The 24,309-nt window shown below is 34.9% G+C and carries 18 protein-coding genes; 10 read left to right on the forward strand and 8 right to left on the reverse strand.

Features of this window, described 5'->3' with window-relative positions:
* Positions 1-164: 164 nt before the first annotated feature.
* Complete coding sequence (locus AC1DKZ_RS19750; RefSeq protein WP_476996898.1) at positions 165-896, reverse strand: class I SAM-dependent methyltransferase; 732 nt, start codon at positions 894-896, stop codon at positions 165-167.
* A gap of 212 nt (positions 897-1,108) precedes the next feature.
* Between AC1DKZ_RS19750 and AC1DKZ_RS19755 the strand changes: the two genes are divergently transcribed.
* Genes AC1DKZ_RS19755 through AC1DKZ_RS19765 form a run of 3 tightly spaced genes read left to right on the forward strand, consistent with a single transcriptional unit; the run spans position 1,109 to position 3,792 of the window.
* Positions 1,109-2,299: a glycine C-acetyltransferase gene (locus AC1DKZ_RS19755; RefSeq protein ID WP_113937891.1), complete on the forward strand. Its 1,191-nt coding sequence runs from the start codon at positions 1,109-1,111 to the stop codon at positions 2,297-2,299.
* Between the two features lie 44 nt (positions 2,300-2,343).
* On the forward strand, positions 2,344-3,309 hold the full coding sequence (locus tag AC1DKZ_RS19760) for an L-threonine 3-dehydrogenase (protein ID WP_476996899.1): 966 nt from the start codon (positions 2,344-2,346) through the stop codon (positions 3,307-3,309).
* Between the two features lie 60 nt (positions 3,310-3,369).
* A complete protein-coding gene (locus AC1DKZ_RS19765; protein ID WP_476996900.1) occupies positions 3,370-3,792 on the forward strand; it encodes an NUDIX hydrolase in 423 nt (140 codons plus the stop codon).
* 37 nt (positions 3,793-3,829) lie between these two features.
* Here AC1DKZ_RS19765 and AC1DKZ_RS19770 read toward each other — a convergent pair whose 3' ends face one another.
* The 3 genes from AC1DKZ_RS19770 to AC1DKZ_RS19780 form a co-directional block, all read right to left on the reverse strand.
* Positions 3,830-5,713 carry a vWA domain-containing protein gene (locus AC1DKZ_RS19770; RefSeq protein WP_002063762.1) on the reverse strand — a complete coding sequence of 628 codons (1,884 nt, stop codon included), beginning with the start codon at positions 5,711-5,713 and terminating at the stop codon, positions 3,830-3,832.
* 3 nt (positions 5,714-5,716) lie between these two features.
* A complete protein-coding gene (locus AC1DKZ_RS19775; RefSeq protein ID WP_000892986.1) occupies positions 5,717-6,610 on the reverse strand; it encodes an ATP-binding protein in 894 nt (297 codons plus the stop codon).
* 127 nt (positions 6,611-6,737) lie between these two features.
* Complete coding sequence (locus AC1DKZ_RS19780) at positions 6,738-8,267, reverse strand: cardiolipin synthase (RefSeq protein WP_113937895.1); 1,530 nt, start codon at positions 8,265-8,267, stop codon at positions 6,738-6,740.
* A gap of 344 nt (positions 8,268-8,611) precedes the next feature.
* On the opposite strand from AC1DKZ_RS19780, the gene AC1DKZ_RS19785 reads away from it, so the two are divergent.
* Both AC1DKZ_RS19785 and AC1DKZ_RS19790 read left to right on the forward strand, forming a co-directional pair.
* Positions 8,612-8,935 carry a cobalt transporter gene (locus tag AC1DKZ_RS19785; protein ID WP_476996901.1) on the forward strand — a complete coding sequence of 108 codons (324 nt, stop codon included), beginning with the start codon at positions 8,612-8,614 and terminating at the stop codon, positions 8,933-8,935.
* A gap of 728 nt (positions 8,936-9,663) precedes the next feature.
* The gene (locus AC1DKZ_RS19790) at positions 9,664-11,367 is read left to right on the forward strand and encodes a putative bifunctional diguanylate cyclase/phosphodiesterase (protein WP_431182356.1); all 1,704 of its coding nucleotides are present in this window, start codon (positions 9,664-9,666) and stop codon (positions 11,365-11,367) included.
* Between the two features lie 30 nt (positions 11,368-11,397).
* On the opposite strand, the gene AC1DKZ_RS19795 is transcribed toward AC1DKZ_RS19790, so the two are convergent.
* Positions 11,398-12,795, reverse strand: a complete 1,398-nt coding sequence (locus tag AC1DKZ_RS19795) for an amino acid permease (RefSeq protein ID WP_002090984.1) — start codon at positions 12,793-12,795, stop codon at positions 11,398-11,400.
* Positions 12,796-13,233: 438 nt separating this feature from the next.
* Between AC1DKZ_RS19795 and treR the strand changes: the two genes are divergently transcribed.
* The 3 genes from treR (at position 13,234) to treC (ending at position 17,342) form a co-directional block, all read left to right on the forward strand.
* On the forward strand, positions 13,234-13,944 hold the full coding sequence (gene treR, locus AC1DKZ_RS19800) for a trehalose operon repressor (protein WP_219300220.1): 711 nt from the start codon (positions 13,234-13,236) through the stop codon (positions 13,942-13,944).
* Between the two features lie 295 nt (positions 13,945-14,239).
* Positions 14,240-15,667 carry a PTS system trehalose-specific EIIBC component gene (gene treP, locus AC1DKZ_RS19805; RefSeq protein WP_002010521.1) on the forward strand — a complete coding sequence of 476 codons (1,428 nt, stop codon included), beginning with the start codon at positions 14,240-14,242 and terminating at the stop codon, positions 15,665-15,667.
* A 13-nt stretch (positions 15,668-15,680) separates the two neighbouring features.
* On the forward strand, positions 15,681-17,342 hold the full coding sequence (gene treC / locus AC1DKZ_RS19810; protein ID WP_476996902.1) for an alpha,alpha-phosphotrehalase: 1,662 nt from the start codon (positions 15,681-15,683) through the stop codon (positions 17,340-17,342).
* Between the two features lie 32 nt (positions 17,343-17,374).
* Here the strand turns inward: treC and gerKC are convergent, their stop codons facing one another.
* The 3 genes from gerKC to gerKA are packed head-to-tail and all read right to left on the reverse strand — an operon-like array spanning position 17,375 to position 21,069.
* A complete protein-coding gene (gerKC, locus tag AC1DKZ_RS19815; RefSeq protein ID WP_476996903.1) occupies positions 17,375-18,499 on the reverse strand; it encodes a spore germination protein GerKC in 1,125 nt (374 codons plus the stop codon).
* Positions 18,480-19,586 carry a GerAB/ArcD/ProY family transporter gene (locus AC1DKZ_RS19820; RefSeq protein WP_016101831.1) on the reverse strand — a complete coding sequence of 369 codons (1,107 nt, stop codon included), beginning with the start codon at positions 19,584-19,586 and terminating at the stop codon, positions 18,480-18,482. Before AC1DKZ_RS19820 ends, gerKC begins: the two co-directional genes overlap by 20 nt.
* The gene (gene gerKA / locus AC1DKZ_RS19825) at positions 19,567-21,069 is read right to left on the reverse strand and encodes a spore germination protein GerKA (RefSeq protein ID WP_476996904.1); all 1,503 of its coding nucleotides are present in this window, start codon (positions 21,067-21,069) and stop codon (positions 19,567-19,569) included. Before gerKA ends, AC1DKZ_RS19820 begins: the two co-directional genes overlap by 20 nt.
* Before the next feature lie 427 nt (positions 21,070-21,496).
* Here gerKA and AC1DKZ_RS19830 point away from each other — a divergent pair, with 427 nt between their 5' ends.
* Complete coding sequence (locus AC1DKZ_RS19830; RefSeq protein WP_002090973.1) at positions 21,497-23,329, forward strand: GAF domain-containing sensor histidine kinase; 1,833 nt, start codon at positions 21,497-21,499, stop codon at positions 23,327-23,329.
* Between the two features lies 1 nt (position 23,330).
* Positions 23,331-23,972: a response regulator gene (locus tag AC1DKZ_RS19835; protein ID WP_000590684.1), complete on the forward strand. Its 642-nt coding sequence runs from the start codon at positions 23,331-23,333 to the stop codon at positions 23,970-23,972.
* The last annotated feature ends 337 nt before the right edge of the window (positions 23,973-24,309 follow it).

Raw genomic sequence — 24,309 nt, forward strand, 5'->3', positions numbered from 1 at the left:
TCATCGTCTTTTTTACCCCGCTATTTGAGGACAGTAAGATCCCCATCTCAAAATTCAGCGAAAGCAAAGAATCTGGTTGGGGGATCAACTGCCTGTAAAAGCCCGATTGGTGAGGGCTAATAATCAGTGGGGGATGAACATCCCCCACTGATTAAAGTTTCACTTTATTTTCGGCAAGAAAATAATAGAAAAAGGGGAATACGTAAACGTCGTTCATATTCTTCTTCATCTTGAAAACAGTTTCGATTTGGTGTAGCTTCTTTTAAGTTTGTAATCGTAAATCCGGCTTGTTGTAATAATGTAAAATATTCTTCCGTAGTCCGGTGATATTTAATAACTTCTTGATCAATCCATGGCTCAACTCGTTTTCCTGTTTTGAAATAATCATCGACGAGCCAACTAGTTCTTTTACCACTCGTTTGCAAGCTTTCAAATGAAGAGGTAATAACGGGATGTTGAACGCTAAAGGTGAAGGTTCCGTTTGTTTTTAAAGTTTGAAACACATTTTGAAAAATGATATCAAGGTGTTCAATATAATGTAAGGCAAGTCTAGATGTTACTAAATCAAAAGTAGAAGGAGGGTATGTGTAGTCTTTGAGGTTTAAAAAATGAACGGTGCCATTTTTATTTTCTAGTTGTTTTTTAGCTTTTTCATACATAAGCTCGGAGCCTTCAATACCAGTGTAAGAGTGGCATCCATGTTCTAATAATTCTTCGCCGAATTTAGCATCACCACAACCTAAATCGAGGATTTGTTTTCCTGTTACATTGCCAATGAGCTGAAAGAATACTGGTTTTTCAAGGGATTCGTTTGGACTATTTTCTCGATATCTTCGCTGCATATATTGCTCTAAAAACGATTCGTTATTATATACATCAGATTCAGTAAATGCCATTTTAAAAGCCTCCTAAATATTTTTTTAATTCTATCAAATATGAAAAGTAAATGATAGATTTCTCGTAATGAATCCTATATAATCTAAAATTGTAAGCGGTTTCTCTAAGCTATTTTTCTATAATAAATTCTGAAAACGTGTTAAGCTAGTAGAGGGATTATTAGAACTATTAAGATAATAATCCGCTTACATGAACGATGGGAGGCTTCACGATGTCTAGTAAAACACTTGCAAACTTTTTAGAAGAAAATTTAGAGGATTTAAAATCAAAGGGGCTTTATAACGTAATTGATCCGCTTGAAAGTCCAAATGGACCGATTATTACAATTGGCGGAAAAGAATATATTAACTTATCTTCAAACAACTATCTTGGATTAGCGACTGATAATCGCTTACAAGAAGCAGCAATTGGTGCAATTCATAAGTACGGCGTTGGAGCAGGAGCTGTTCGTACAATTAACGGTACTTTAGATTTGCATATTAAATTAGAAGAAACAATTGCAAAGTTTAAACATACAGAAGCAGCAATTGCTTATCAATCAGGATTTAACTGTAATATGGCAGCGATTTCAGCTGTTATGGATAAAAATGATGCGATTCTTTCAGATGAATTAAACCATGCATCTATTATTGATGGTAGTCGTCTATCAAGAGCGAAAATCATCGTTTATAAGCATTCTGATATGGAAGATTTACGCAAAAAAGCAATCGAGGCAAAAGAATCAGGTCTTTATAATAAATTAATGGTTATTACAGACGGTGTTTTCTCAATGGATGGAGATATTGCAAAATTACCAGAGATTGTTGAAATTGCAGAAGAGCTGGATTTAATGACATATGTAGATGATGCACACGGTTCAGGTGTACTTGGCAAAGGTGCAGGCACTGTAAAACATTTCGGTCTTTCTGATAAAGTTGATTTCCAAATCGGTACATTATCAAAAGCAATTGGGGTAATTGGTGGATATGTAGCTGGGAAACAAAACTTAATCGATTGGTTAAAAGTGCGTTCACGTCCATTCTTATTCTCAACAGCTTTAACACCAGCTGATGCAGCTGCTTGTATGAGATCAATTGAAATTCTAATGGAAAGCACAGAGTTACACGATCGTTTATGGGAAAATGGTCGCTATTTAAAACAAGGGTTAAAAGAACTTGGCTTTAACATTGGAGAAAGTGAGACACCAATTACGCCTTGTATTATTGGTGATGAAGTATTAACACAAGAATTTAGTAAACGTCTAAATGAAGAAGGCGTATACGCAAAATCTATCGTATTCCCAACTGTAGCAAAAGGAATGGGACGCGTTCGTAATATGCCTACAGCAGCTCATACGAAAGAACTGTTAGATGAAGCAATTCGTAAGTATGAAAAAGTAGGGAAAGAAATGGGTATCATTTAAGTAACGACATCTTTTGAATAGCTTGCAAATGAGGAGTGGGGAAAATGAAAAAAATTCTAGTAACCGGTTCTTTAGGGCAAATTGGTTCTGAACTAGTAATGAAACTTCGTGATGTATACGGCGCATCGAACGTTATTGCAACTGATATTCGTGAAACAGATAGTGAAGTAGTAACGTCTGGTCCATTTGAAACGTTAGATGTAACAGATGGAAAAAAATTACATGATATTGCAAATCGTAATGAAGTAGATACAATTATTCATTTAGCGGCTTTACTTTCAGCAACTGCAGAAAAAAATCCATTATTTGCTTGGAATTTAAATATGGGCGGACTTGTAAATGCATTAGAAGCAGCACGTGAATTAAACTGTAAGTTTTTCACGCCAAGTTCTATCGGTGCATTTGGTCCATCAACGCCAAAAGATAATACACCACAAGATACAATTCAGCGTCCTACTACGATGTATGGGGTAAACAAAGTAGCAGGAGAATTACTATGTGATTATTATCATCAAAAGTTTGGCGTTGATACGCGCGGTGTACGTTTCCCAGGCTTAATTTCTTACGTAGCTCCTCCAGGAGGCGGAACAACTGACTATGCAGTTGAAATTTATTATGAGGCGATTAAAAAAGGTACATACACCTCATACATTGCAGAAGGAACATACATGGACATGATGTATATGCCAGATGCTTTACAAGCAATCATCTCATTAATGGAAGCTGATCCAAATAAACTAGTTCATAGAAATGCGTTTAACATTACAGCAATGAGCTTTGAACCAGAGCAAATTGCAGCATCAATCCGTAAACACATTCCGAACTTTACAATGGATTACGCAGTAGATCCAGCTCGTCAAACAATCGCTGATAGCTGGCCGAACTCTATTGATGCAACAGCAGCAATGAAAGAGTGGGGCTTTAAAGCAGAATATGATTTAGACAGAATGACAACTGATATGCTGGCTAAGTTAAAAAAAAAGCTCGCATCTGAGTTAGTAATGAATTAATAGGAAGAGCCGATTCTTAGGAATTGGCTCTTAATTATTTTAGGAAGGGAGAAAAGCAACATGCAAAGAGTTGATGTTGTATATGCATTAATACACGATAGCGAAAAAGATAAAATATTAATGGTACATAATATAGAACAAAACGTTTGGTCATTGCCAGGCGGGGCTGTTGAAAAAGGTGAAATATTAGAGGAAGCACTAGTAAGAGAAGTGAAAGAAGAGACAGGTTTAACTGCCGCACTCAGTGGACTTGTCGCATTAAATGAGAAGTTTTTTGAAGAGAAAGGACATCATGCATTATTTTTTACATTCCGAGCAAATGTAGTAACAGGTGAACTTCGTGCAGAAGATGAAGAAGAAATTTCCGCAATCGAGTGGGTAGATAGAAAAATCGCAAATGAACGATTCCCATTCTACGATGGGGGATTTGAAGCATTGTTAGAAGTAGCCATTCCATATAAATTTCAACCAGAAACACAGTGAGTGAACGAAAAAACAGGAGCCACAAGGCTCCTGTTTTCTATTCAATCGTCTTCAGTAATAGTTTCTTCAACAATGGTTTAATCTTCAGGCGTAAATCTTCAGCATGATTTGCAACTAAGAAGTGATGGTTATAAATGTTCTTCATTAATTGATAAGTTGCTTCTTTCGCTTCGCCTTCTTCGATGAAGATTCCGATTACTTCCATACCACTTTTACGAGCAAGTTTGACAGCTTCATGCGTATCTAAAATACCGTCTTGTTGATAGTCTAGCGCAGAAGGCTCACCGTCTGTAAAGACAAGTAAGAATTTATGTTTTTCTGGTCTTTTCGCAAGCTTTTCGGAAACGATACGAATAATATACCCGTCGCGGTTATCTTCTTCTTCGCGAAGTTGCATAATTTCTGGACCGACGTTTGGTAACGTTGAGTTTTTATACGTAACAACTTCATGGATAACGTTCGGTTTATCTTCAGGCTTAGCACTAGAAGCATCTTCCCAAAATCCACTAATAGCGTGCGGAATTTTTAAAGATTTTAAAGCTTCATGGAATAGGACCACACTCTTCTTCGTTTCTTCCATTTTGTTATACATAGAACCAGAGCAGTCCACTAATAGTTGGAATGCAACGTCGAGCTCTTGTGATTCTTGTCCTTTTTTATAAAACATACGCGGCTGCTTTTCAGTATAAATACGAAGGAATTTCTTACGAAGCCTTCCGTAATATTTATCACTGTTTGCATTCGTTTTGTTTTCAATTGTTTTTTCGATAATTTTCTTTAATTCTTTTACATCTTTATTAACGACTGATTTGATAGCTTGGTAATCTTTTTTCTCATCAGGATTCGATTTGCGAGCTTCTTTAAATGTATGAGAAGCTCCCACATTATACTTACCGTATGCACCGTCGTTTTGGCTAGAAGCATGAGACGCTCTTGCTTCCTCTGTATCAGCACCATCAAAGTTAGATTGTGTACTTTTTTGGGAAGTACCTTGTACAGAACCAAGTGCTTGGTCACCATCTTCTGATTCACGAGCAGTATCACCCATCATATTTGTTTTTGTTCCGCTTTCTAAATCAAAGCGTAAAAAGTTCTCGTTTTCATTGTTTTTATTTTCACGGTGCCATGTCGAGAAGCTTTCATCCATTTTGTTTTTGTTATCATCGTCATCTAGGAGCTGCGTATCATCATTTGCTAATTTTTCAGCGCGACTGTCTTTCTCATCTGTAATAACAGATAAATAAAGCGGTGCATGTCCGAAATAATTATTAAGCATATCACTTTCAAGAAGTCCTTCTAAACGATAGCGAATTTTCTCAACAATATACATAATATCTTCCGTATTACGAGCTTGGAATGTTTCATGCAAAATTGATTCAATTTGCTCGAAATATTCATTATTAAACATTTCATATTTATCACTCGTTAATGAAAGATAGCATAGACAAAATAGACGATCACCGTGATAATTACGAACACGATTTATTTCATTTTGTGAGCCAAAGTAATTGCGATACATTTCTTTTCGGCGTTTAAAAATATGCTTTGTGCCAGGACGTAAATTTTTGACGATTTCCTCAACACGTAAATCTTCTAATAGAACAAATAATTGTGTTAAAAACTTTTTTAGAGGCGATTCTTGTAACTCAATCGCATAAGAACGAATTAAAGTCATGTCCGAGTAATGTTTATTACCAAGTGCCTTTAAGAACACTTCGCTTTTTAATCCGATTACTGTATCCTCTTCTTTTCGATCATCCCAAAAGTGACTAATGACAACCTTTTTTTCAATTTCGTCGTAGTATGCTTTATAGCCATACTCAAGATAGGCATCGTCTTCTTTTAGAAGAGCATACATTAAGTTTTCCATTTGTAGAAACAGCGACGCATCAATTTTTTTGTCACTAAAAATTTGTCTCATGAATTATCCCTCAAAGAAATAACTTTCTGCTAATTCACGGACAGTCATTTGTTCTGTTTCATCGTTTAATTTTGCGATAATACTACGTTCAATTGCACGCATAACAGGAATATATACACCTAAATCACATGCATCGATAATGCCACGAATACTAGCGGCTTCTTCACTTACGCGCCCATCACGAGCTAAAGGCATAAGATCGCTTGCGAATGCAACGAACTTTTCAATTGTTGCAACATCATTTAATTTTGATTCAGATAGTAATAGCTCTTTTAATGTATCACCTTGAATGTAAGGAACTTCAATAATAACGAAACGGTTTTTTAACGCTTCGTTTAGTTCACTTGTCCCAACATAACCTTCGTTAATCGCAGCAATTACGCGATATTCGTCATCACCGTATACAACTTCTTGTGTAAATGGGTTTGTAATCATTTTACGGTAATCTAATGCGCCGTGAAGAAGTGGTAACGTTTCAGGTTTTGCCATATTGATTTCATCAATATATAAGAAATGACCGTTCTTCATTGCTTTCATAAGAGGACCGTTAACGAACGTAACTTCAGATGCTCCGTCTTTCGTTTGTAATGTGTTGTATCCTAAAATACCTTCCACATCTAAATCGACAGAACAGTTAATGCTATGCATTGGTTTTTGGAATAAAGAAGAAAGAGTTTCTGCTAGTACGGTTTTACCACTACCAGTTGGCCCTTTTAATAGAATGTTTTTACCAAGTAAAAGTGCTGTAATGGCATCTTCAATAATGCTGTTATCAGATGCTTTATATATTTTCTTGCCAATTAAATGTGCATTTTCACCAGCTTCTTGTTTATTCTTTTCATGAATTGTAGAAAGCTGCTGTTTTAAATCAGAATGTATATGAAATTGTTCTAACATGTATTTCCCACCTAACATTATTTTCATAAAGTAATACATCTTATGATAACTTGTTTTAATATGGTATGCAAAGAAAAGGAGAAGGGGGAAATATAAAAGAAAAAGCAATCAATATCACATTGATTGCTTATAGTAAAGGAGAAATGAGTCGCATAAAGGACTCTAATATTCTTTTTTTGATACTTCTTTTTTGGAACGAGTTCCATTTAATTTCATTGGAGTGTTTAAAGTCTTCTTCAAAATCATGTTTAATATCATGAACGGTTTCTGATTCATATAGTACGCTAATAATTTCATAATTCAATTCAAAGCTACGTACATCCATATTTGCTGTTCCAATTGTTGCGATTGTATCATCAACGAGTACAATTTTTGCATGCATAAATCCATCTTTATAACTGTAAATAGAAGCACCAGCTTTTAAAAGTGGAGTGAAATAGGATTGAGATGCTTGATCGCTAATAATACTATCACTCTTACCAGGATATAAAATACGTACATCTATGCCAGATATTGCACTTAGGCGTAATAATGTTAAAGTTTCTTGATCCGGAATAAAGTATGGTGTAGCGATCCAAATAGATTTTTTGGCTGAGCCCATAATAGCTAGTAATGTATTACGAATACTTTTATCATCTGAGCTTGGTCCACTTGCTACAATTTGCACCGCACCTTCTGCATCCGGAATTTCTTTTCCTGGGAAGTATTGTCTATTCATAAATTGATCCCAAGAATAAGTATTCAATCCACTAGACGCATAAAGCCAATCTTCTAGAAAGATGGCTTGTAATTTATACAATGCTTTTCCTTCTATTTTTAAATGACTATCACGCCAAACAGGGAATTTTTTTGAGCGACCAAGATATTCATCACCGACGTTGAGCCCTCCGGTAAAACCAATTTCTCCATCTACAATGACGATTTTACGGTGATTACGATAATTAACTGTCTCGAGTAACCAAGCTGAAAAAATAGGGTCAAATTCGACAATTTCAATTCCAACTTTTTTCATAGGTTGTAAAAATCGTCGTCTTAACGTATTACTTCCGAGTCCATCATAAAGGAAGCGTACAATAACACCATCTTTTGCTTTTTGTATTAAAGCATCGCGTACTTTTTTACCAATCTCATCAGATTTATAAATATAGTATTGAATATGTATGTGATGTTTTGCATTCTCGATTGCGTTCAAAATTTCTGAAAAGGTTTGATCACCGTTTGTTAAAAGTTTTGTTGTCGTTCTATCCGCGGCAGGCCCGCCCCCGAATTTTTGTACGACTTCTGTTAAATGTATAGAACGTTCATGTAATGGGACTGTGAGTGATAATTCTAGTCGTCTTCCTTCTAATATTTCGCGGAATAATTTTCTTTGTTCTTCTGAACGATGAAGATGTTTTTTTCTTCTCCAACGGCTACGCCCGAAAATAGAGTATAAAAGTACACCTACAACAGGAAGAAGTGCTAATACTAAAAACCACGCTAAGGTGCTTTGGGGTGATCTATTTTCGATAAAAATAACGAATGAAATTCCTACGATTGTGATGGACCATAGAGCACCAACAAACGTATATAACGAAATAACCGATGTATTTAATAGGAAAAGAACGATAGATACGATTGTAAATATTAATAATAATTGAACGATAGGTTTCTTCATTTCTATATAATTCCTCTAATCTTTCTTAAATATAGACTTCTTAAATAGAAGATATAATCTGACATCCTTATTATAAAGTGTTTTGTTTTTTTTACAAAATATAGACATTTGTCCTATACTTTCCGCATTTGTCCTACATACAGTATATTGTTACGTTGTTATCCCGCTATTTGCTGGTTAATGATCAGTGTAGGAGGGACAAAAACCTTGCCTCTTATATAGGAAAGGGAATGAGGTTTCTTTCCTGGATTTGTAGCAGGTGCATTATGAAGCCCAGGATATGGTTATCCATATTACGCGAATTCTTCTTATTAAGGTGAGGAAATGGAAAGGAGAGGGAAATAATGAATTATATAGAAAATAACGGATTGTATTATCGTCATAATCATGGAGGGCACCATCATAATGGCGGACATAATCACCATGGTGGGCACAATCATTATGATCATCATCATCATCACGGTAGTGGATGGGGCTGGGGTGGCGGCTCGTGGGGCGGAGGATTTTTCCCAGGAAGTTTTGCTGGAGGCATGTTAGGTGGGCTTACAGCTGGCGCATTAACGGGTGCAGCAGGTGGAGGCTACTATCCAGCACCGTATCCAGTAACGTATCCAGCACCATATCCAATGCCATACCCGGGTTATCAGCAAATACCATATCAGTATTAAACTAAAAAAGAGGATATCCTCTTTTTTAGTTTAATACTTTATTTATAAAATATTTCCAAAAACAAGGTGAAAATATGTTAATATATTGTTATTATAATTCAATATGTTAAATGCAAATTTTGGCTTTATCCCGCTATTTGTGGGTAGTAAAACCCCCACTGATTAAAGTTTCACTTTATATTAGTATTCGTGAATCGTTGCATTTTGTATATTAATCTCTATTTCATTATGTATCGGCAGTTAGATTTACATCTTAACATTTAATGAAATAAAAGAGGTTAGGTGTGAGGTCGTATTAGTAGGGAGCAGAGGCTAATAGTGATGAAATTGTCACTTTACAAATTCAAAGAATGTAAGAGAATACTGTATAATAAGCTTAGATAAGTAGAGAGATGAGAAGCTTCTACTATAATTAAAACAGCACCATATTGCTTTTTTTTATAAATAATATTATGTTATTTTAATCGGCCTATTTAGAAAAAAATTGTGATTTATCCCGCATTAACGGGCAGTAAGACTCCCACCTCAAAATTCGGTGAATGTGAGGAAGTTAGGTGGGAGATAAAAGCCCGATTGGTGAAGGCTAATAATCAGTGGGGGATGGACACCCCCCACTGATTAAAGTTTCATTTTATGTAAAGGCGTATTGTTAGAAAATGAAATATCTCTATTTCTATGAAGAGAAACGAGTTGTGTTTTAGTCAGATAGGAAGCAAGGAGAGGTGCGCATGCTAGAACAAAGAGGTCATGCATTATATGACTCTTCATTGCAAGATTTAAAATTAGCATTAGATGAGTCTTCAATTGTTGCTATTACAGACCGAAATGGTCTTATTACATATGTGAATGATAAATTTTGTAAAATCTCAAAATATAAAAGAGAAGAGTTAATAGGAAAAGATCACCGTATTTTAAATTCCGGATATCATCCGAAAGCATTTTTTCAAATCCTATGGAAGCGTATTTTGAGTGGAAAAGTTTGGACGGGGGAAATTCGAAATCAAGCAAAAGATGGTTCGTATTATTGGGTTAAAACAACAATTGTTCCATTTTTAAATGAAAAGGGAGAACCTTATCAATTTATTGCAATTCGAAATGATATAAGTAGTAGGAAAGAAGCAGAACAAAGATTACGATTAAGCGAAAGTCGTTATAGGGAACTTGCTTATCATGATGCGTTAACAAGTTTACCGAACCGTTTACAGTTAATTACGACTGTAAATAAGATGATTGCAGAGAAAATAGAGTTTGGCATGATTTACTTTGATTTAGATCGTTTTAAATTAGTGAATGATACGTTAGGTCATATGATAGGAGATTTACTTTTAAGCGAAGTTGCTTCACGGTTGCATTATGTGCTAGGAGAGAAAGATGTTCTATCTAGGCTTGGTGGCGACGAATTTGTACTGTTAACAAAAACTCATACACATGATGAGATGAGGCAGTTAGCGACATCCGTGTTGTCATGCTTTCAAGCGCCATTTATGCTTGAAGGTCATGAAGTATATATTTCAGCTAGTCTAGGACTTTGTTCCTATCCGCAAGATGGAAAAGACGTTGAAACGTTATTAAAAAATTCGGATTTAGCCATGTATAGTGCGAAAGAGCAAGGAAGAAATGCGGCGTGCTTCTTTACAGATGAATTACGTGCGAAAATAAACCGTAGAATGAAAATAGAATTTGCTTTGCAAAAAGCGATTCGTGACGAAGAATTAAAAGTGGCATTACAGCCCATTATTGATTTGAAAACAAAGAAATGTACTGGTATTGAGGCTTTAGTACGCTGTAAGACAGAAGAAGGTCCTATTTCACCAAGTGAATTTATCCCTGTAGCTGAAGAGTGTGGACTTATTATAAAACTAGGAGACTGGGTACTAGAAAAGTCATGTCGACTGTTTAAAACTTTACCAGATTATCAAGAGGGACTGAAGTTATCTGTTAATTTATCAATACAACAATTGATGCAAAAGCGATTTATTTTATCTGTTCGTAGTATATTGAAGCGAACAGGGTTTCCGCCAAATCGTTTAATATTAGAAATAACAGAAAGTATAGCTGTACGTCATTTTGATTATATTATTGCTACATTACAAGAATTAAGAAGTATGGGAATTTTAATCGCTTTAGACGATTTCGGAACAGGGTATTCCTCATTATATTATTTAAAACAACTACCACTTGATATTGTGAAAATTGATCGTAATTTTATTCGTGAGTTTCATTATGATCATGCACAACCAGAGCGAACGATTGTAAAATCGGTTATTGAAATCGCCCATAGTTTAAATTTATTAGTGGTTGCTGAAGGGGTAGAAACGGTAGAACAAGAAAGTTTATTAAAATCAATGAGTTGCGACTTTGTACAAGGTTTTTATTATGCGAAACCGTTAGATATAGGGGAACTAAAAGAAAAGTTATTAACTGATTTTTAATAAAAAAGAGAAGCGAAAAGCTTCTCTTTTTTATTGTTTTTTTTGTGAATCTTTCATTAAAACTGGATAAAGAATAAGACCTAATACAAACAAACCAATGCCTAAGAAGAATGTTTTTAAATCAGCAGTTCCCGTTTTAATAACCCATATGGAATATAAAAATGCTAGTGCAGTAATGATTCCATCTTTTATTCGAGATCCCGGCATTACATCATACGTTTCCCCCGTAATAACTAATTTTAACTGATACAAGGTAGAAACAAGGTACGGGATTAAATATGCTAATGTCGCTACAACAATAGCGAAATTATATGCTTCTGAAACAGTACCAGAAATCGTTGAGAATAAGAAAATTTGCGTCATCACATTTGTAATAAATAATGATTTTGAAGGACTACCTTTTTTATTTGTTTTACTGAAAAACTTAGGGAAAAGTCCATTTTTAGCAGCCTGGTAAGGTACTTCTGAGCTAACAACGATCCATCCTACAGTAGAGCCGAATAAAGATACGAGTGCAAGTAAGGCCATTATATAAGCGCCTTTAGTACCAATTGCTAAATTTAATGCATCTACTAATGGTTTTTGAGACTCTTTTAAAGCGTCTTGTGGAAGAGCGCCCATTGTTAGTAGAGTAATTGCCATGTAAATAAGAAGAGCGATGATTAATCCGAAAATCGTAGCTTTCTTAACATCGTGTTGAGATTTTGCACGGTTAGAGAGCATAACTGCTGACTCAATACCGATAAACGCCCAAAGTGTTGCAATAGCAGCGGAATTTATTTGTCCACCCAACGAAATAGGTTGTCCAGCTTCATTCATAAATGTTTGACCGTCCCCGAAATTAGAGGCATTGAAAATGAATAATGTGATTACAATAAACATTGTAAATCCGATGATTTTTGCGATTGTTGCAAGAAGGTTCATATTTCCTGCTCTATCAATATTTTGAGAAAGAATATATTGAATTCCCCATAGCATCATACTACATACTATGAAGGTTAAAGCTTTTCCAAGTTCTAATGAAAATCCGTTTGTTGAAAAGAGAATTTGCTTACTTTGTAAAACTGGGAAGAATGTTGATAAATAGCCTGCAAAGGAAATAATTACAGATGCTGTAGCAGCCCAATTAGCAGCCCAGTATCCCCAAGCCATACTATATCCTGCAACTTTACCTGTCTTTTGAGAAGTAAACATTGCTTGGGCGTAACTTTGTGGTCCTGCTTTTAATTCTGGTTTACGAATTGCTAAATTTCCAAATACGAGTGCAATCATAAATACACCAAGTCCTGTAATACTCCATGCCAGTGTAGATCCCATTGGACCTGATACGTGTGCTAAATTTGCTGGGAGCATAAATACGCCACCGCCAACCATATTCCCGATAACAAAAGCTGTTAAAATCCATAATCCCCATTTTTTCGTTTCCATTTTTGTTAACTCCTTTGTAGTAAGTTTTGCTTAAACATCATTTTTTACTAGCATTTTTGGCAATAAAAAAAGAGCCATGTAGATAAAAAATACCTACATGGCTCTTTGCCAAAGCGTAGGTACAACGGGAATAACCCTTGTACCTACGCGTAATTTTTCCGCTAGGTTTCAAGGGTTAAGTATGATGATGATGTTTTTGTGCAAATGTAACTACAGTTGTATAAGTAAGCATAGTTCTTTGCTCCCTTTCTCCTCTGATTTTGAAGTTAGTATACTACATGTTTTTTTGAATGAAAAGAAAAATTTATAAAAATACGTTTTAGAGACTAAATATTTACCTATAGTTTTCTTGTACTGGAAAATAAGTGAGAGATTGGCAGAAGAGTATAGCGTGGTATAATACATATAGAACTAGAAGGTGACAAGGGGCTATTGTAGATGATGAGTAAGTATGAACAAATTTATACAGAAATCAGCAAGTCTATTGATAATAAACAATTAAAAGAAGGATGTAAAATTCCATCAGAAACGGAATTAATGAAGCAGTATGAGGCAAGTAGGGGTACTGTAAGAAAAGCTGTAGATTTATTGCAAGAGCGTGGATATGTTCAAAAAATACACGGAAAAGGTGTTTTTGTATTAAAGCGCAAAAACATTGAATTTAACTTTGGTGGTATTGTAAGTTTTCAAGAAGAAAATGAACGTTTAGGACGTCATTGTATTACAGAAGTCGTGGAAATAGAGAAAATGAAAGCGACACAAGATATAGCAAAGCTATTAAACGTGAAAGAAAAAACGGAAATAGATCATATTAAACGTGTACGAAATATTGATGGAGAAAAAGTAATTTTAGATATAAACCATTTTGTATCGGAATATATTCCAGGATTAACGAGAGAAATTGCAACTACATCGATTTATAAATACATTGAGAAAGAATTAGGGCTACATATTAGCTATTCACAGCGAGTAATTGAAGTCCAACCATGTACAGATGATGACCGAAAGTATTTAGATTTAAATGGAACAGACTATGTTGTCGTTGTAAAAAACTTTACTCATTTATACGATGGGAGTCAGTTCGAATATACGGAATCACGTCACCGTTTAGATATTTTTCACTTTTCGGATGTGGCGCGAAGAAAATAAAGAGATGGAGCGAAATAATCGTTCCATCTCTTTATTTATCCCGCTATTTGTGGGCAGTAAAACTCCCACCTCAAAATTCAGCTGGAGCAAAGAAGTTAGGTGGGAGATCAACTGCCTGTAAACGCCCGATTGGTGAAGGCTAATAATCAGTGGGGGATGAACAAAACCCCCACTGATTAAAGTTTCACTTTATAAAAAAATCACCAACTTATATATACGAGTGTTGACTAACTTATATATACGAGTTAATATGTAAGTGTAAACGGTATCAAAAAAAGAAAAGAGGGACGGGAATATGGGGAAAGACTATCGTAAAACAGCAAAAGAAGTGTTGCAGTATATTGGTGGGAAAGACAATATTGAACAAGCTGCGCACTGTGTAACGAGGCTACGTATCGCTTTAAAAGATGAAAATAAAATAGATAATGATAAATTACAGTCTGTTTCATTAGTAAAGGGAGCGTTTCATAACGCTGGGGTATTTCAAATTGTAATTGGTCCAGGTGATGTCGATCGAGTATACGCTGAATTGATAACGCTTGCAGGTATGGAAGAATCGACAGTAGCTGACGTAAAAGGTTCAGGGGATAAAAAATTAAATCCAGTTCAAAAGTTTGTAAAAGTATTTTCAGATGTATTTATGCCGATTTTGCCAGCAATTATTACGGCAGGTTTACTAATGGGGATTAATAACCTGTTAGGGGCAAAGGACTTATTTTTTGATGGGAAAAATTTATTAGAAGTATATCCGAACTTAGGTGGGCTTTGGGATTTAATTAATATGATGGCCAATACAGCATTCGTATTCTTACCGGCACTTGTTGGTTGGTCAGCAACGAAGCGCTTTGGTGGTAGTCCAATACTAGGGATTGTTATGGGATTAATGCTTGTGCATCCGGCCTTATTAAACGCGTGGGATTATGGAAAAGCAGCGACTGGTTTAGAGGGACAAAAGATTGAGTACTTCGATATTTTAGGGCTATTCCAAATTGAAAAGGTAGGGTATCAAGGTCAAATTTTACCCATTTTAGTAGCAGCATTCGTATTAAGTAAAGTTGAAATCTTCTTAAAGAAACATGTGCCAAACGCAATTCAATTATTAGTTGTACCAATTACAACAATCGTTGTAACGGGTGTGTTAGCGTTAGGAATTATCGGTCCAGTTACACGTCATATTGGCGATTTATTAACGGCTGGATTAGTTGGCGTATATGAAACGGTACCAGTACTTGGAGCAGTATTATTTGGAGCATTATATGCACCGCTCGTAATTACAGGAATGCATCATATGTTTATTGCAATTGATTTACAGCTAATTGCACAGCACGGCGGTACATTTATTTGGCCGATGATTGCTCTTTCTAACATTGCACAAGGTAGTGCGGCACTAGCGATGTTCTGGATTTCTAAAAATCAAAATGATAAAAGTATGGCATCAACATCAGCAATCTCAGCGTACTTCGGTATTACAGAGCCAGCGATGTTCGGTGTGAATTTAAGAAATAAATTCCCGTTCTATGCAGCGATTATTGGGTCTGCTATAGCAGCGATATTTATTACATTAAATGGTGTATTGGCACCAGCAATCGGAATTGGCGGATTGCCAGCATTTATTTCTATCATTCCGAAATCGATTCCAATGTTTATTGTAGGGATGATAATCGCAGTAGTAATTCCATTTACATTAACATGGTTATTTGCGAAACGAGTAAAACAGAAGTAGGAGGAAATTAAGCATGAAAGATTGGCATAAAAGTGTAGTCTATCAAATTTATCCGAAGAGCTTTAATAGTTACTATAATAAAGAAACCGGTGATATAAAGGGAGTTACAGAGAAATTAGATTATTTAAAGGAACTTGGAGTGGATTATATTTGGTTAACACCGATATACCGATCACCACAAAATGACAATGGATACGATGTAAGTGATTATTACAGCATTGATCCATCTTACGGGACGATGGAAGAGTTTGAAGAGCTTTTAAAAGAAGCGAAAGTACGTGACATTGAAATCATGCTTGATATCGTTGTAAATCATAGTTCAACGGAGCATAAGTGGTTTAAAGAAGCAAAAGAAGATAAGAATAGTCCGTATCGAAATTATTATATTTGGCGTGATGAAAGGAATAATTGGCAGTCTAAATTTGGAGGATCTGCTTGGAAATATGATGAGAAAACAGGGCAATATTTTTTACATCTATTTGATGAGACGCAAGCTGATTTAAACTGGGAAAATGAAAAGCTTCGTGAAGAAGTGTACGATATGATGCGCTTTTGGTTGGAGAAAGGTGTAAAAGGATTCCGCCTTGATGTTATTAACTTAATTTCAAAAGATCAAAGATTTTTAAGTGATGAAGGCACCACGGCTACAAGTGATGGGCGTAAATATTACACAGATGGTCCACGCGTCCATGAATATTTACAAGAGATGAGCAAAAATGTTTTTGAAGGGAAAGATGTAATTACAGTTGGAGAAATGTCATCTACAACAATTGATAATTGTATTAAATATTCGAATCCTGAGCGCAATGAACTAAGCATGACGTTTAGTTTTCATCATTTAAAAGTAGATTATCCGAATGGTGATAAGTGGACAAAGGCTGATTTTGATTTCATTAAATTAAAAGAAATTATGTCTAATTGGCAAATTGAAATGCAAAAGGGCGGAGGATGGAATGCGTTATTTTGGTGTAATCATGACCAGCCTCGTATCGTTTCACGGTTTGGTGATGATGAGAAGTACCGAAATGAATCTGCGAAAATGTTAGCGACAGCTATGCATATGTTGCAAGGAACGCCTTACATTTACCAAGGTGAAGAAATCGGTATGACGAATCCTAAATTCGAGTCCATCGAGCAATATCGTGATGTGGAATCGTTAAATATATATGATATAAAGCTAGAAGAAGGATTATCAAAAGAAGAGATTATAGGGATTTTAAAACAAAAATCTCGTGATAATTCACGTACTCCGATGCAGTGGAATGGAGAGGTGAATAGTGGTTTTACAACAAGTACACCTTGGATTTCAGTGGCTGAAAACTTTAAAGAAATAAACGTAGAGAAGACATTAGAAGATAAAGAATCTGTATTTTATCATTATAAAAAGTTAATTGAACTTAGAAAAAAATACGATATAATTACAGACGGAAAATATGATGTTTTAGATGAAAATCATCCTAACATTTGGGCGTATACACGTACTGTAAATAATGAAGTATTACTTGTTATAAATAACTTCTACGGAGAGGAAATAACGTATTCTGTACCAGTTCATGTTCAATTGGATTGTATGAAACAAGAAGTAGTAGTATCAAATTATAAAGATCCAAGCAGAGATATTACAAATCTTAACTTAAGACCTTATGAATCAATAGTATATCGATATACAAAATAAAAAAGTTGTATGCCCGCGGGGCATACAACCTTTTATTTTAAGACACCACTATATAAAATGTTCACGTCTACTTCTGGTTTGAATTTTACTTTTGCATAATCTTTATTCCAATTTTTTTTCTTCCATAAATCAGGATGATAAGCGATAAGATGTCTCCCGATACCGAAAGCATCACAATTTGCTTTTTGTAGTTTTTTCGTTATGCGTTTTGCTTCTTTTGTGAGCTGCTTAGATAATTCTTTGTTTAGTTTTTTTCTTTCTCCCATTTTATAAAGATTATCTCTCGGTGCTTCAAGAGCGATTACTTGTAGCTTTAGTTTTAGATGAGCGTAAACATTTCCTTTTTTGTCAGTCGTTATATTCAAGTCTCTTTTTAGTTTCCGATTGCTCACTTCCATTGTTAAATAATCAGATGTCTTCTCTGATTCATCGCTAGTAAGTTTTTGGGTTATACGGGCACTTGTTCCCATTTTTCCGGTTAATAACACGAATAGAACAGATTGTCTCAAAGGTAAATGCCCAGTTAATTTATCGTTGTTAAATAAAGCTAACCCGTTCGTAATTACTTCTTTTCCTTTTATTTTTATAGAAGGGAGGGTAAAGTCTTTACCGGGATCTAACATTTTTGTAGCGGCTGTTTCTAAAGTTTCTTTTGGAAATACACTCATATCTTCTAAGCTTTTCACTTTTTTCTTTAGAAAATCTCCAATTAGTAAATTTCCTACTTTCTTTTTTTCGAGTATCTCGGATGTTTCACCATCTACTGCAATAAGTTTTACTAAAGCAGTTGGGTTTGTTGGATCCCGAAAGCTAACATCTAAATAGGGCAGTATACCTTTTTTTAGAATTTTGGTTCCTAGTAATTGAACACCATATTTGAAATAGCGAATATTCCCAGTCACATTTTTTTTTAGGGCATCGCTTGTATCCCTTATGTTATGCCCGGTTGATGAATGTATTTCATTCTCGAATGAAGATTGCTCTCCGCTGGAACTTTTTACGAGCTCGACTGTTTGCTGGAGTTTATTCTCTTCCGTAATATCAGATCCAATGCTATAGGCTAATCTGGCTTCTCTTAATGGTTCTTGATCCCAACAGCCAGAAAGGAATGAACTAGCACATAATATAAAAAGTAATTTAACTCTTTTTTTGAACATACTGTTCTCCTTTCTTATTTCTTATTACTGAATAAAGTAGAAATAAAAGAGGGAGAACAACTATGAAAATATAGGTGAACTTATCAGTGAAAGTTGAAATTACTTTTAATTCTTCAGGTGTATCTATAAATAAGGCTACACTAAAAGCAATAATACCAACGATTGGAACGGCCTTTTTATGATTAGCAAGGTTGAATATATGTCCAATTCCTATTGAGGCAGCACAGTAATAACTAGCAATAGAAGCGACAACTGTTATCATCCATATTGGTATGAATAGTAAATCAGTTCGGTCTATAATCCCGATATGCAAGGAGCGTAATAAGTAAGCAACTGGCTCTGGAATAAGTTCAACTTGTTTTGGACTGAATACGATAAAGCAAATCCAAACAGTAAAAGTATAAAAAAGCGTTACAAATCCATTAGCGATAGAAATGGCCTTCAGTTTTGCCACAGAACTGCCATTTACTTTTGGAAAAGCGATAAGAATAATTTCAAAACCATACATGGCTGTAATTGTTTCCTTGGATGCTTGAATTATATTCCACCATCCGGCTTCTGTAAGTGGAAAAATATAAGAAAAATCAGCTCGTGTGAGCCCAAGTGCAATTAAAAGTGCCATTGGGATAATAAGAATAGAAGCCATGACATAAAATCGTACAATCACTTTAAATGTATTATAGGCTACGTAGCAACAAGCTATTGTAAATAGTATGAGAATTGCAGACCAAGGGGTGGCTTGTAAGACCCATACTTTAATGACGTTACAAGCGTTTAACATGACGGTCATACCGATAAGAGTAAAATAAAAAACATAAAAAAAACCTAATAACTTTCCGATTTTATTACCAAATAGCATACAAACACTTTCATACATATCTGCATCAGGAAAGCGTTTTAAGAAAAGCCACATAAGTATAATAATAAGTTGAATTGCAAGACCAGCGATGAGAGCAGAAATCCACCCACCGCCTTTCGCAATGGGGTGAAGGCGGTTTGGTAAAGAAAGTATACCAACTCCAATTTGGCATTGAATAACGAAAAAGGTAAATTGAACAAGTGAAATTTTACTTTGCGTGTTTGTCACCGTTCTCATCCTCTCTCGTTACATGTTGTCGTTGCATTTTTTTCGGCTTTGGATCATGAGGGCGTTCCCAAAACGACCAAATTGGAAGTCTTACAAAAGAATCTTTCATATCTTTTATTCGCATCGGTGCAATAGGAGAAAGATATGGTGTATGAAATGAATGTAGCTGGCATAAATGAACGAAAGTTATAATTAGACCAAATGATATTCCTACGTACCCGAATATAGCAGCAAGAATCATTAATGGAAAACGAAGAATTCGAACTGCTGAACTCATATCGTTTGATGGAACGAGAAAAGATGAGATTGCAGTTAAAGCTACAACGATAATCATTGTGTAAGAAACGAGGCCGGCTTTTACGATTGCATCACCAATTACTAAACCACCTACAATACCGATTGTTTGTCCAACGCGGCTCGGCAGACGAATACCAGCTTCCCGTAATAATTCGAAAATCAACTCCATTAAGAGAGCTTCAAAAATAGGGGGAAGTGGCACTTTCTCTAATGAAGCTTTAATTGTATACACAAGTTCGAGCGGCAGCACATCAGGATGAAAAGCGACAGTTGCAATATATAAAGCTGGTAAGAGAAAGGCAATTAAAAAGCTTACTAAACGAATCATTCGGACGAAAGAACCGACAATCCAGCGGTTATTATAATCATCTGGTGATTGATAGAAAGCGAATAACGTAACAGGTACGATGAGCGCTGTTGGATCTCCGTCAGATAAAACAGCAACTCGTCCTTCCATTAAATTTGCTGCGACTCTATCTGGACGCTCTGTATTTAATTGCTGCGGAAATGGTGAGAAAGATGTGTCTTCTATAAATTCTTGTATATATCCTGGAGGCATAAGTGCATCTGTCTTAATCATTTCTAACCTTCTTTTTACTTCTACAACTAAATCGTCATTTGCTATGTTTTGCATATAAACAATTGCTACTTTCGTGTGCATCTCTTCACCAAGGATAAAATATTTAACGACTAAATTTGGACTCTTAATTAGTTTCCGTACGGAAGCTAAATTAGTAGCTAAATCTTCTACAAAACCAGAATGTGGTCCGCGTACAACACCTTCATTGTCAGGCTCTTTTATATCCCTTTTTAAAGATAAAGCTGTTTCGAAAATACAAAAACTGTCGACTTGTTCATGAAAATATAATGATTTTCCTTGTAATAAAAGTTGCACACCATAATTTAAATTTGTTTCTTTTTTCATATTTAATGTGGAAAAAGCTTTATCTAAAGGCAAATCCGACCGCGTTAATAATGGCTCAAGAGCCAATTGATGAATTAAATTTTGGTCTGCTAAAGATTCAATATATAAGATTGTTCCTTTTCCATTTTGGAAAGGGACATCTAATTTTTTTATATCATCTGAATGACAGAGCTTATTTTCAATGTAATTAATATTTTCCGGAAGTGATGGAAACATATGCTTTTTTTTATTATCTTGTTGTGAACTTTTCTGTTCGGCCATAATTTCCATCTCCTTTACCTTGAAATTGTTTCTGTTAATTTTTGTTGTTTGTGAGAAAATTATGCTTGGATTATTTGAAAAAAGTAGCTTGAAAGTTACGTTACGTCATCTTTTATACTAAAGAAAATAGGATATAGGGGATGGTATAGATGACTCTGAGGTATATGTGGGGATGGAAAGAAAGCGTATATTAGATTAGCGATATTAATATATATCTTTTGTACTATAGAGGATAAGCCTAGTGGTATGCATAATTACATCGTTTGATGAATAGGAAATTTATGAGAATCGATTTATACTAATATTGTGTCTTGCCTTTTTAGGTGTAGTACACAGCCGGTGATTGGCTAGTGGAGGTTTTTCCATTTTGCCAGTGCCGGTTTTTTGTTGGATAATAGAGAAAATATATAAGAAGGAAGGGATCGTTTTGAAAGATGTAGATTCTATTTCTATGAGAGAAAAAGTTGCTAGCTTTTATCTTTATTTCATTTCTTTTTTTGGTTTAATTACTATAACTATCTCTTTACTTGAAATTAAAATCCCTTCTCATCTAACAATACTAGTATTGTTAGTACTGTTTATGGGGATCACAGAGTATTTTCCTGTACGATTTTGGAGGGGAGTAAGTTCACTTAGCTTTCCGATTATTTATTCTATGCTTTTGTTGTTTGGGACACATATAACCGCGCTCGCTCTTGTATTTGTTACTTTAATTATTCATTTGCTTCGGCGTTCTCCAGTGGAAAGGATGCTTTTTAATAGTACACAGCATGCTCTTAGCCTTGTGTTAGCAGAATGGTTTTCTAGCAAATGTATGGTGTGGCTTGCCAGTGTAATAAATATGGAAGTTTTATATGAGAACTTATTATTTTTACTATTGTTTAGTATATTTTTCTGTTTTTTCAACAATCTCTTTTATGATTTACTAATGGTACTTCTTCCTCAGACATATTCGATACATCGATGGAATCAAAAAAATATATCAGTCTTTTTTTGTGAAAGTTTTTGTCTATTCTATGCCGTTCTTATACACATATTAGATAGCCAATATTCTTTAGAGCTAAAAGGAATTATTGTTTTGTTCTTTTTCTTCCCACTTGTGGCAATCTCTATCATTAGTTCATTTTCTGCACGAATACGGATGGAAAAAGAAAGATTGTACGAATTTTTTCTTATTACGACAGAAATAAGCCGTGGATTATCTGGAGGGAATCTTCAGCACATAAAAAAATCACTTAAAGGATTTCTAGGGATACAAGCATATGTATTATGGACAAAAGACGAGGGAGAATGGAATATACAGTTGAGGGATGGAAAATTGAAAAATGATATAACTGATTATTCCGACGAAAAAGGAGAATTCTGTGAAATAACTGAAAATACGGTTTTTAATAATTGGAAGGTTGGTACAGCACCAGGAGATGGGGTGTTTGAGGATGTTATACGTTCTTTAGTTTATTTCCCTCTTATTGTAAATAATGAGTTGATCGGGATGTTTGTTGCAGGTAAAAGTAGAGGTGCTGGTTTTTTCCCGGAAGATGTGCAGTTGTTAGCGACATTTTCCAACCAATTGGCTAACATAGTTAAAACAAGAATACTTATTTCTGAACAAGAAAAAAGGATGATTTTAGAAGAAAGAAATCGAATTGCACGCGAGATTCATGATGGTATTGCACAAGCTTTGGCTGGGGTGATATTTCAACTAGAGTCCGCTCAGAAAAAATACCATGATAAACCTATTGATATGCAGCAAGTAGTCGAGAAAAGTATAAAGGATTTAAGGGAAAGCTTAGGAGAAGTTCGCTATTCTATTTACGCTTTAAAGCCGTATCCCACACAACAATTAGGGCTTAAACAGGCGATAGCAAGTAAAATAAAATCTTTAAAACAAGAATATGAACTAGACATTACATATCATGAAAGAGGTCATTCACGTGCACTCAGCTTTTCAAAAGAAAGAGTTATTTTTGATACATTACAAGAGAGTTTACAAAACATTGTTAAACATGCACAAGCAGAAGAAATTGATGTTTTGCTAAGTTATCAAAGTGAGCACGTGCTTTTAAAGGTTAAGGATAATGGAGTTGGCTTTTCACTATTTGAGTCTATGGTTAAAACGAAGCATGAGCCACATTATGGTATATTACATATGAATGAACAAGCTGAACAACTAGGGGCTACTTTACAGATTGATAGTTCTTTAGGTAAAGGGACAGAAATTACACTGTTAATTCCAGATTCACAAACAAGGGGTGCGTAAAATGATTAAAATATTAGTAGTGGATGATCATGCTTTTTTACGAGACGCAATTCGGAGCATACTAGAGGTTGAATCTGATATGAAAGTGGTTGGAGAGGCGAGCTCTGGGGACGAGGTATTGGGAAAAGTAGAGGAATGTAGACCAGACTGTATTTTGATGGATATTAATCTTCCAGGGAAAAATGGAATTGAAGCTACGGGATTAGTGAAAAAAAAATATCCTAATTGCCGAGTACTTGTTTTTACAATGTATGAGCATGATGAGTATTTAATGGATGCGCTTCAGTCTGGTGCTGATGGTTATTTATTGAAGGATTCATCATCGGAGCAGGTAGTGGCAGCAATTCGAATGTTATATCAAGGCGATTCAGTTATTCATCCGCGTATGACGAAAAAATTAATTACATATCATCAACAAAAAATGAAATTAGAATCAAATGAAAATGAACTGACGGAACGTGAAAAGGAAATTCTTTTTGAATTAGTAAAAGGACTTAGTAATAAAGAAATTGCTGAAGCTCTATATATTAGTGATAAAACAGTTAAAATTCACATCAATAAAATTTTTAAAAAACTAAATGTAAAAAGTCGATCGCAAGCGGTGATTTATGCTGTTCGAAATCAATTGGTTCCGTTGGATTAAATAAGAGATGTTTAAAAGAACTATCGTGTTTCTTTATTCTATATTACAAAGAATAAAGGGCAAGGTAGTTCTTTTGTACTATTTGGGCATAGAATCATTAGAAAAAAATTACTCCTTTTGTTCAATATTCAGAAAAATCAAAATGTGAAATAATAAAAATAGAATTATTGCTTAACGCTACTAATAATTCATGTTGTAAATCATTGTAGTTGGAAACAATTTATGGGGGCTTTTATAGAAAGAAGATTAGAAGTGTGGGGATGGCGGTAGTAGTGTTGGAGATTCTCGATTATTTTAAATAGATTCAAGGTTGATAGAATTGCCAATGCTAAATAGG

Source organism: Bacillus sp. 05T21 (assembly GCF_056396785.1).

Bases quoted from the DNA above. Each gene is read 5' to 3' on its own strand.
- treR (WP_219300220.1), top strand. From the start codon at position 13,234: ATGATGAGTAAGTATGAACAAATTTATACAGAAATCAGCAAGTCTATT.
- treP (WP_002010521.1), top strand. From the start codon at position 14,240: ATGGGGAAAGACTATCGTAAAACAGCAAAAGAAGTGTTGCAGTATATT.
- AC1DKZ_RS19835 (WP_000590684.1), top strand. From the start codon at position 23,331: ATGATTAAAATATTAGTAGTGGATGATCATGCTTTTTTACGAGACGCA.
- AC1DKZ_RS19775 (WP_000892986.1), bottom strand. From the start codon at position 6,610: ATGTTAGAACAATTTCATATACATTCTGATTTAAAACAGCAGCTTTCT.
- gerKC (WP_476996903.1), bottom strand. From the start codon at position 18,499: ATGTTCAAAAAAAGAGTTAAATTACTTTTTATATTATGTGCTAGTTCA.
- AC1DKZ_RS19750 (WP_476996898.1), bottom strand. From the start codon at position 896: ATGGCATTTACTGAATCTGATGTATATAATAACGAATCGTTTTTAGAG.
- gerKA (WP_476996904.1), bottom strand. From the start codon at position 21,069: ATGGCCGAACAGAAAAGTTCACAACAAGATAATAAAAAAAAGCATATG.
- AC1DKZ_RS19755 (WP_113937891.1), top strand. From the start codon at position 1,109: ATGTCTAGTAAAACACTTGCAAACTTTTTAGAAGAAAATTTAGAGGAT.
- AC1DKZ_RS19760 (WP_476996899.1), top strand. From the start codon at position 2,344: ATGAAAAAAATTCTAGTAACCGGTTCTTTAGGGCAAATTGGTTCTGAA.
- AC1DKZ_RS19780 (WP_113937895.1), bottom strand. From the start codon at position 8,267: ATGAAGAAACCTATCGTTCAATTATTATTAATATTTACAATCGTATCT.
- AC1DKZ_RS19770 (WP_002063762.1), bottom strand. From the start codon at position 5,713: ATGAGACAAATTTTTAGTGACAAAAAAATTGATGCGTCGCTGTTTCTA.
- AC1DKZ_RS19785 (WP_476996901.1), top strand. From the start codon at position 8,612: ATGAATTATATAGAAAATAACGGATTGTATTATCGTCATAATCATGGA.
- treC (WP_476996902.1), top strand. From the start codon at position 15,681: ATGAAAGATTGGCATAAAAGTGTAGTCTATCAAATTTATCCGAAGAGC.
- AC1DKZ_RS19765 (WP_476996900.1), top strand. From the start codon at position 3,370: ATGCAAAGAGTTGATGTTGTATATGCATTAATACACGATAGCGAAAAA.
- AC1DKZ_RS19795 (WP_002090984.1), bottom strand. From the start codon at position 12,795: ATGGAAACGAAAAAATGGGGATTATGGATTTTAACAGCTTTTGTTATC.
- AC1DKZ_RS19790 (WP_431182356.1), top strand. From the start codon at position 9,664: ATGCTAGAACAAAGAGGTCATGCATTATATGACTCTTCATTGCAAGAT.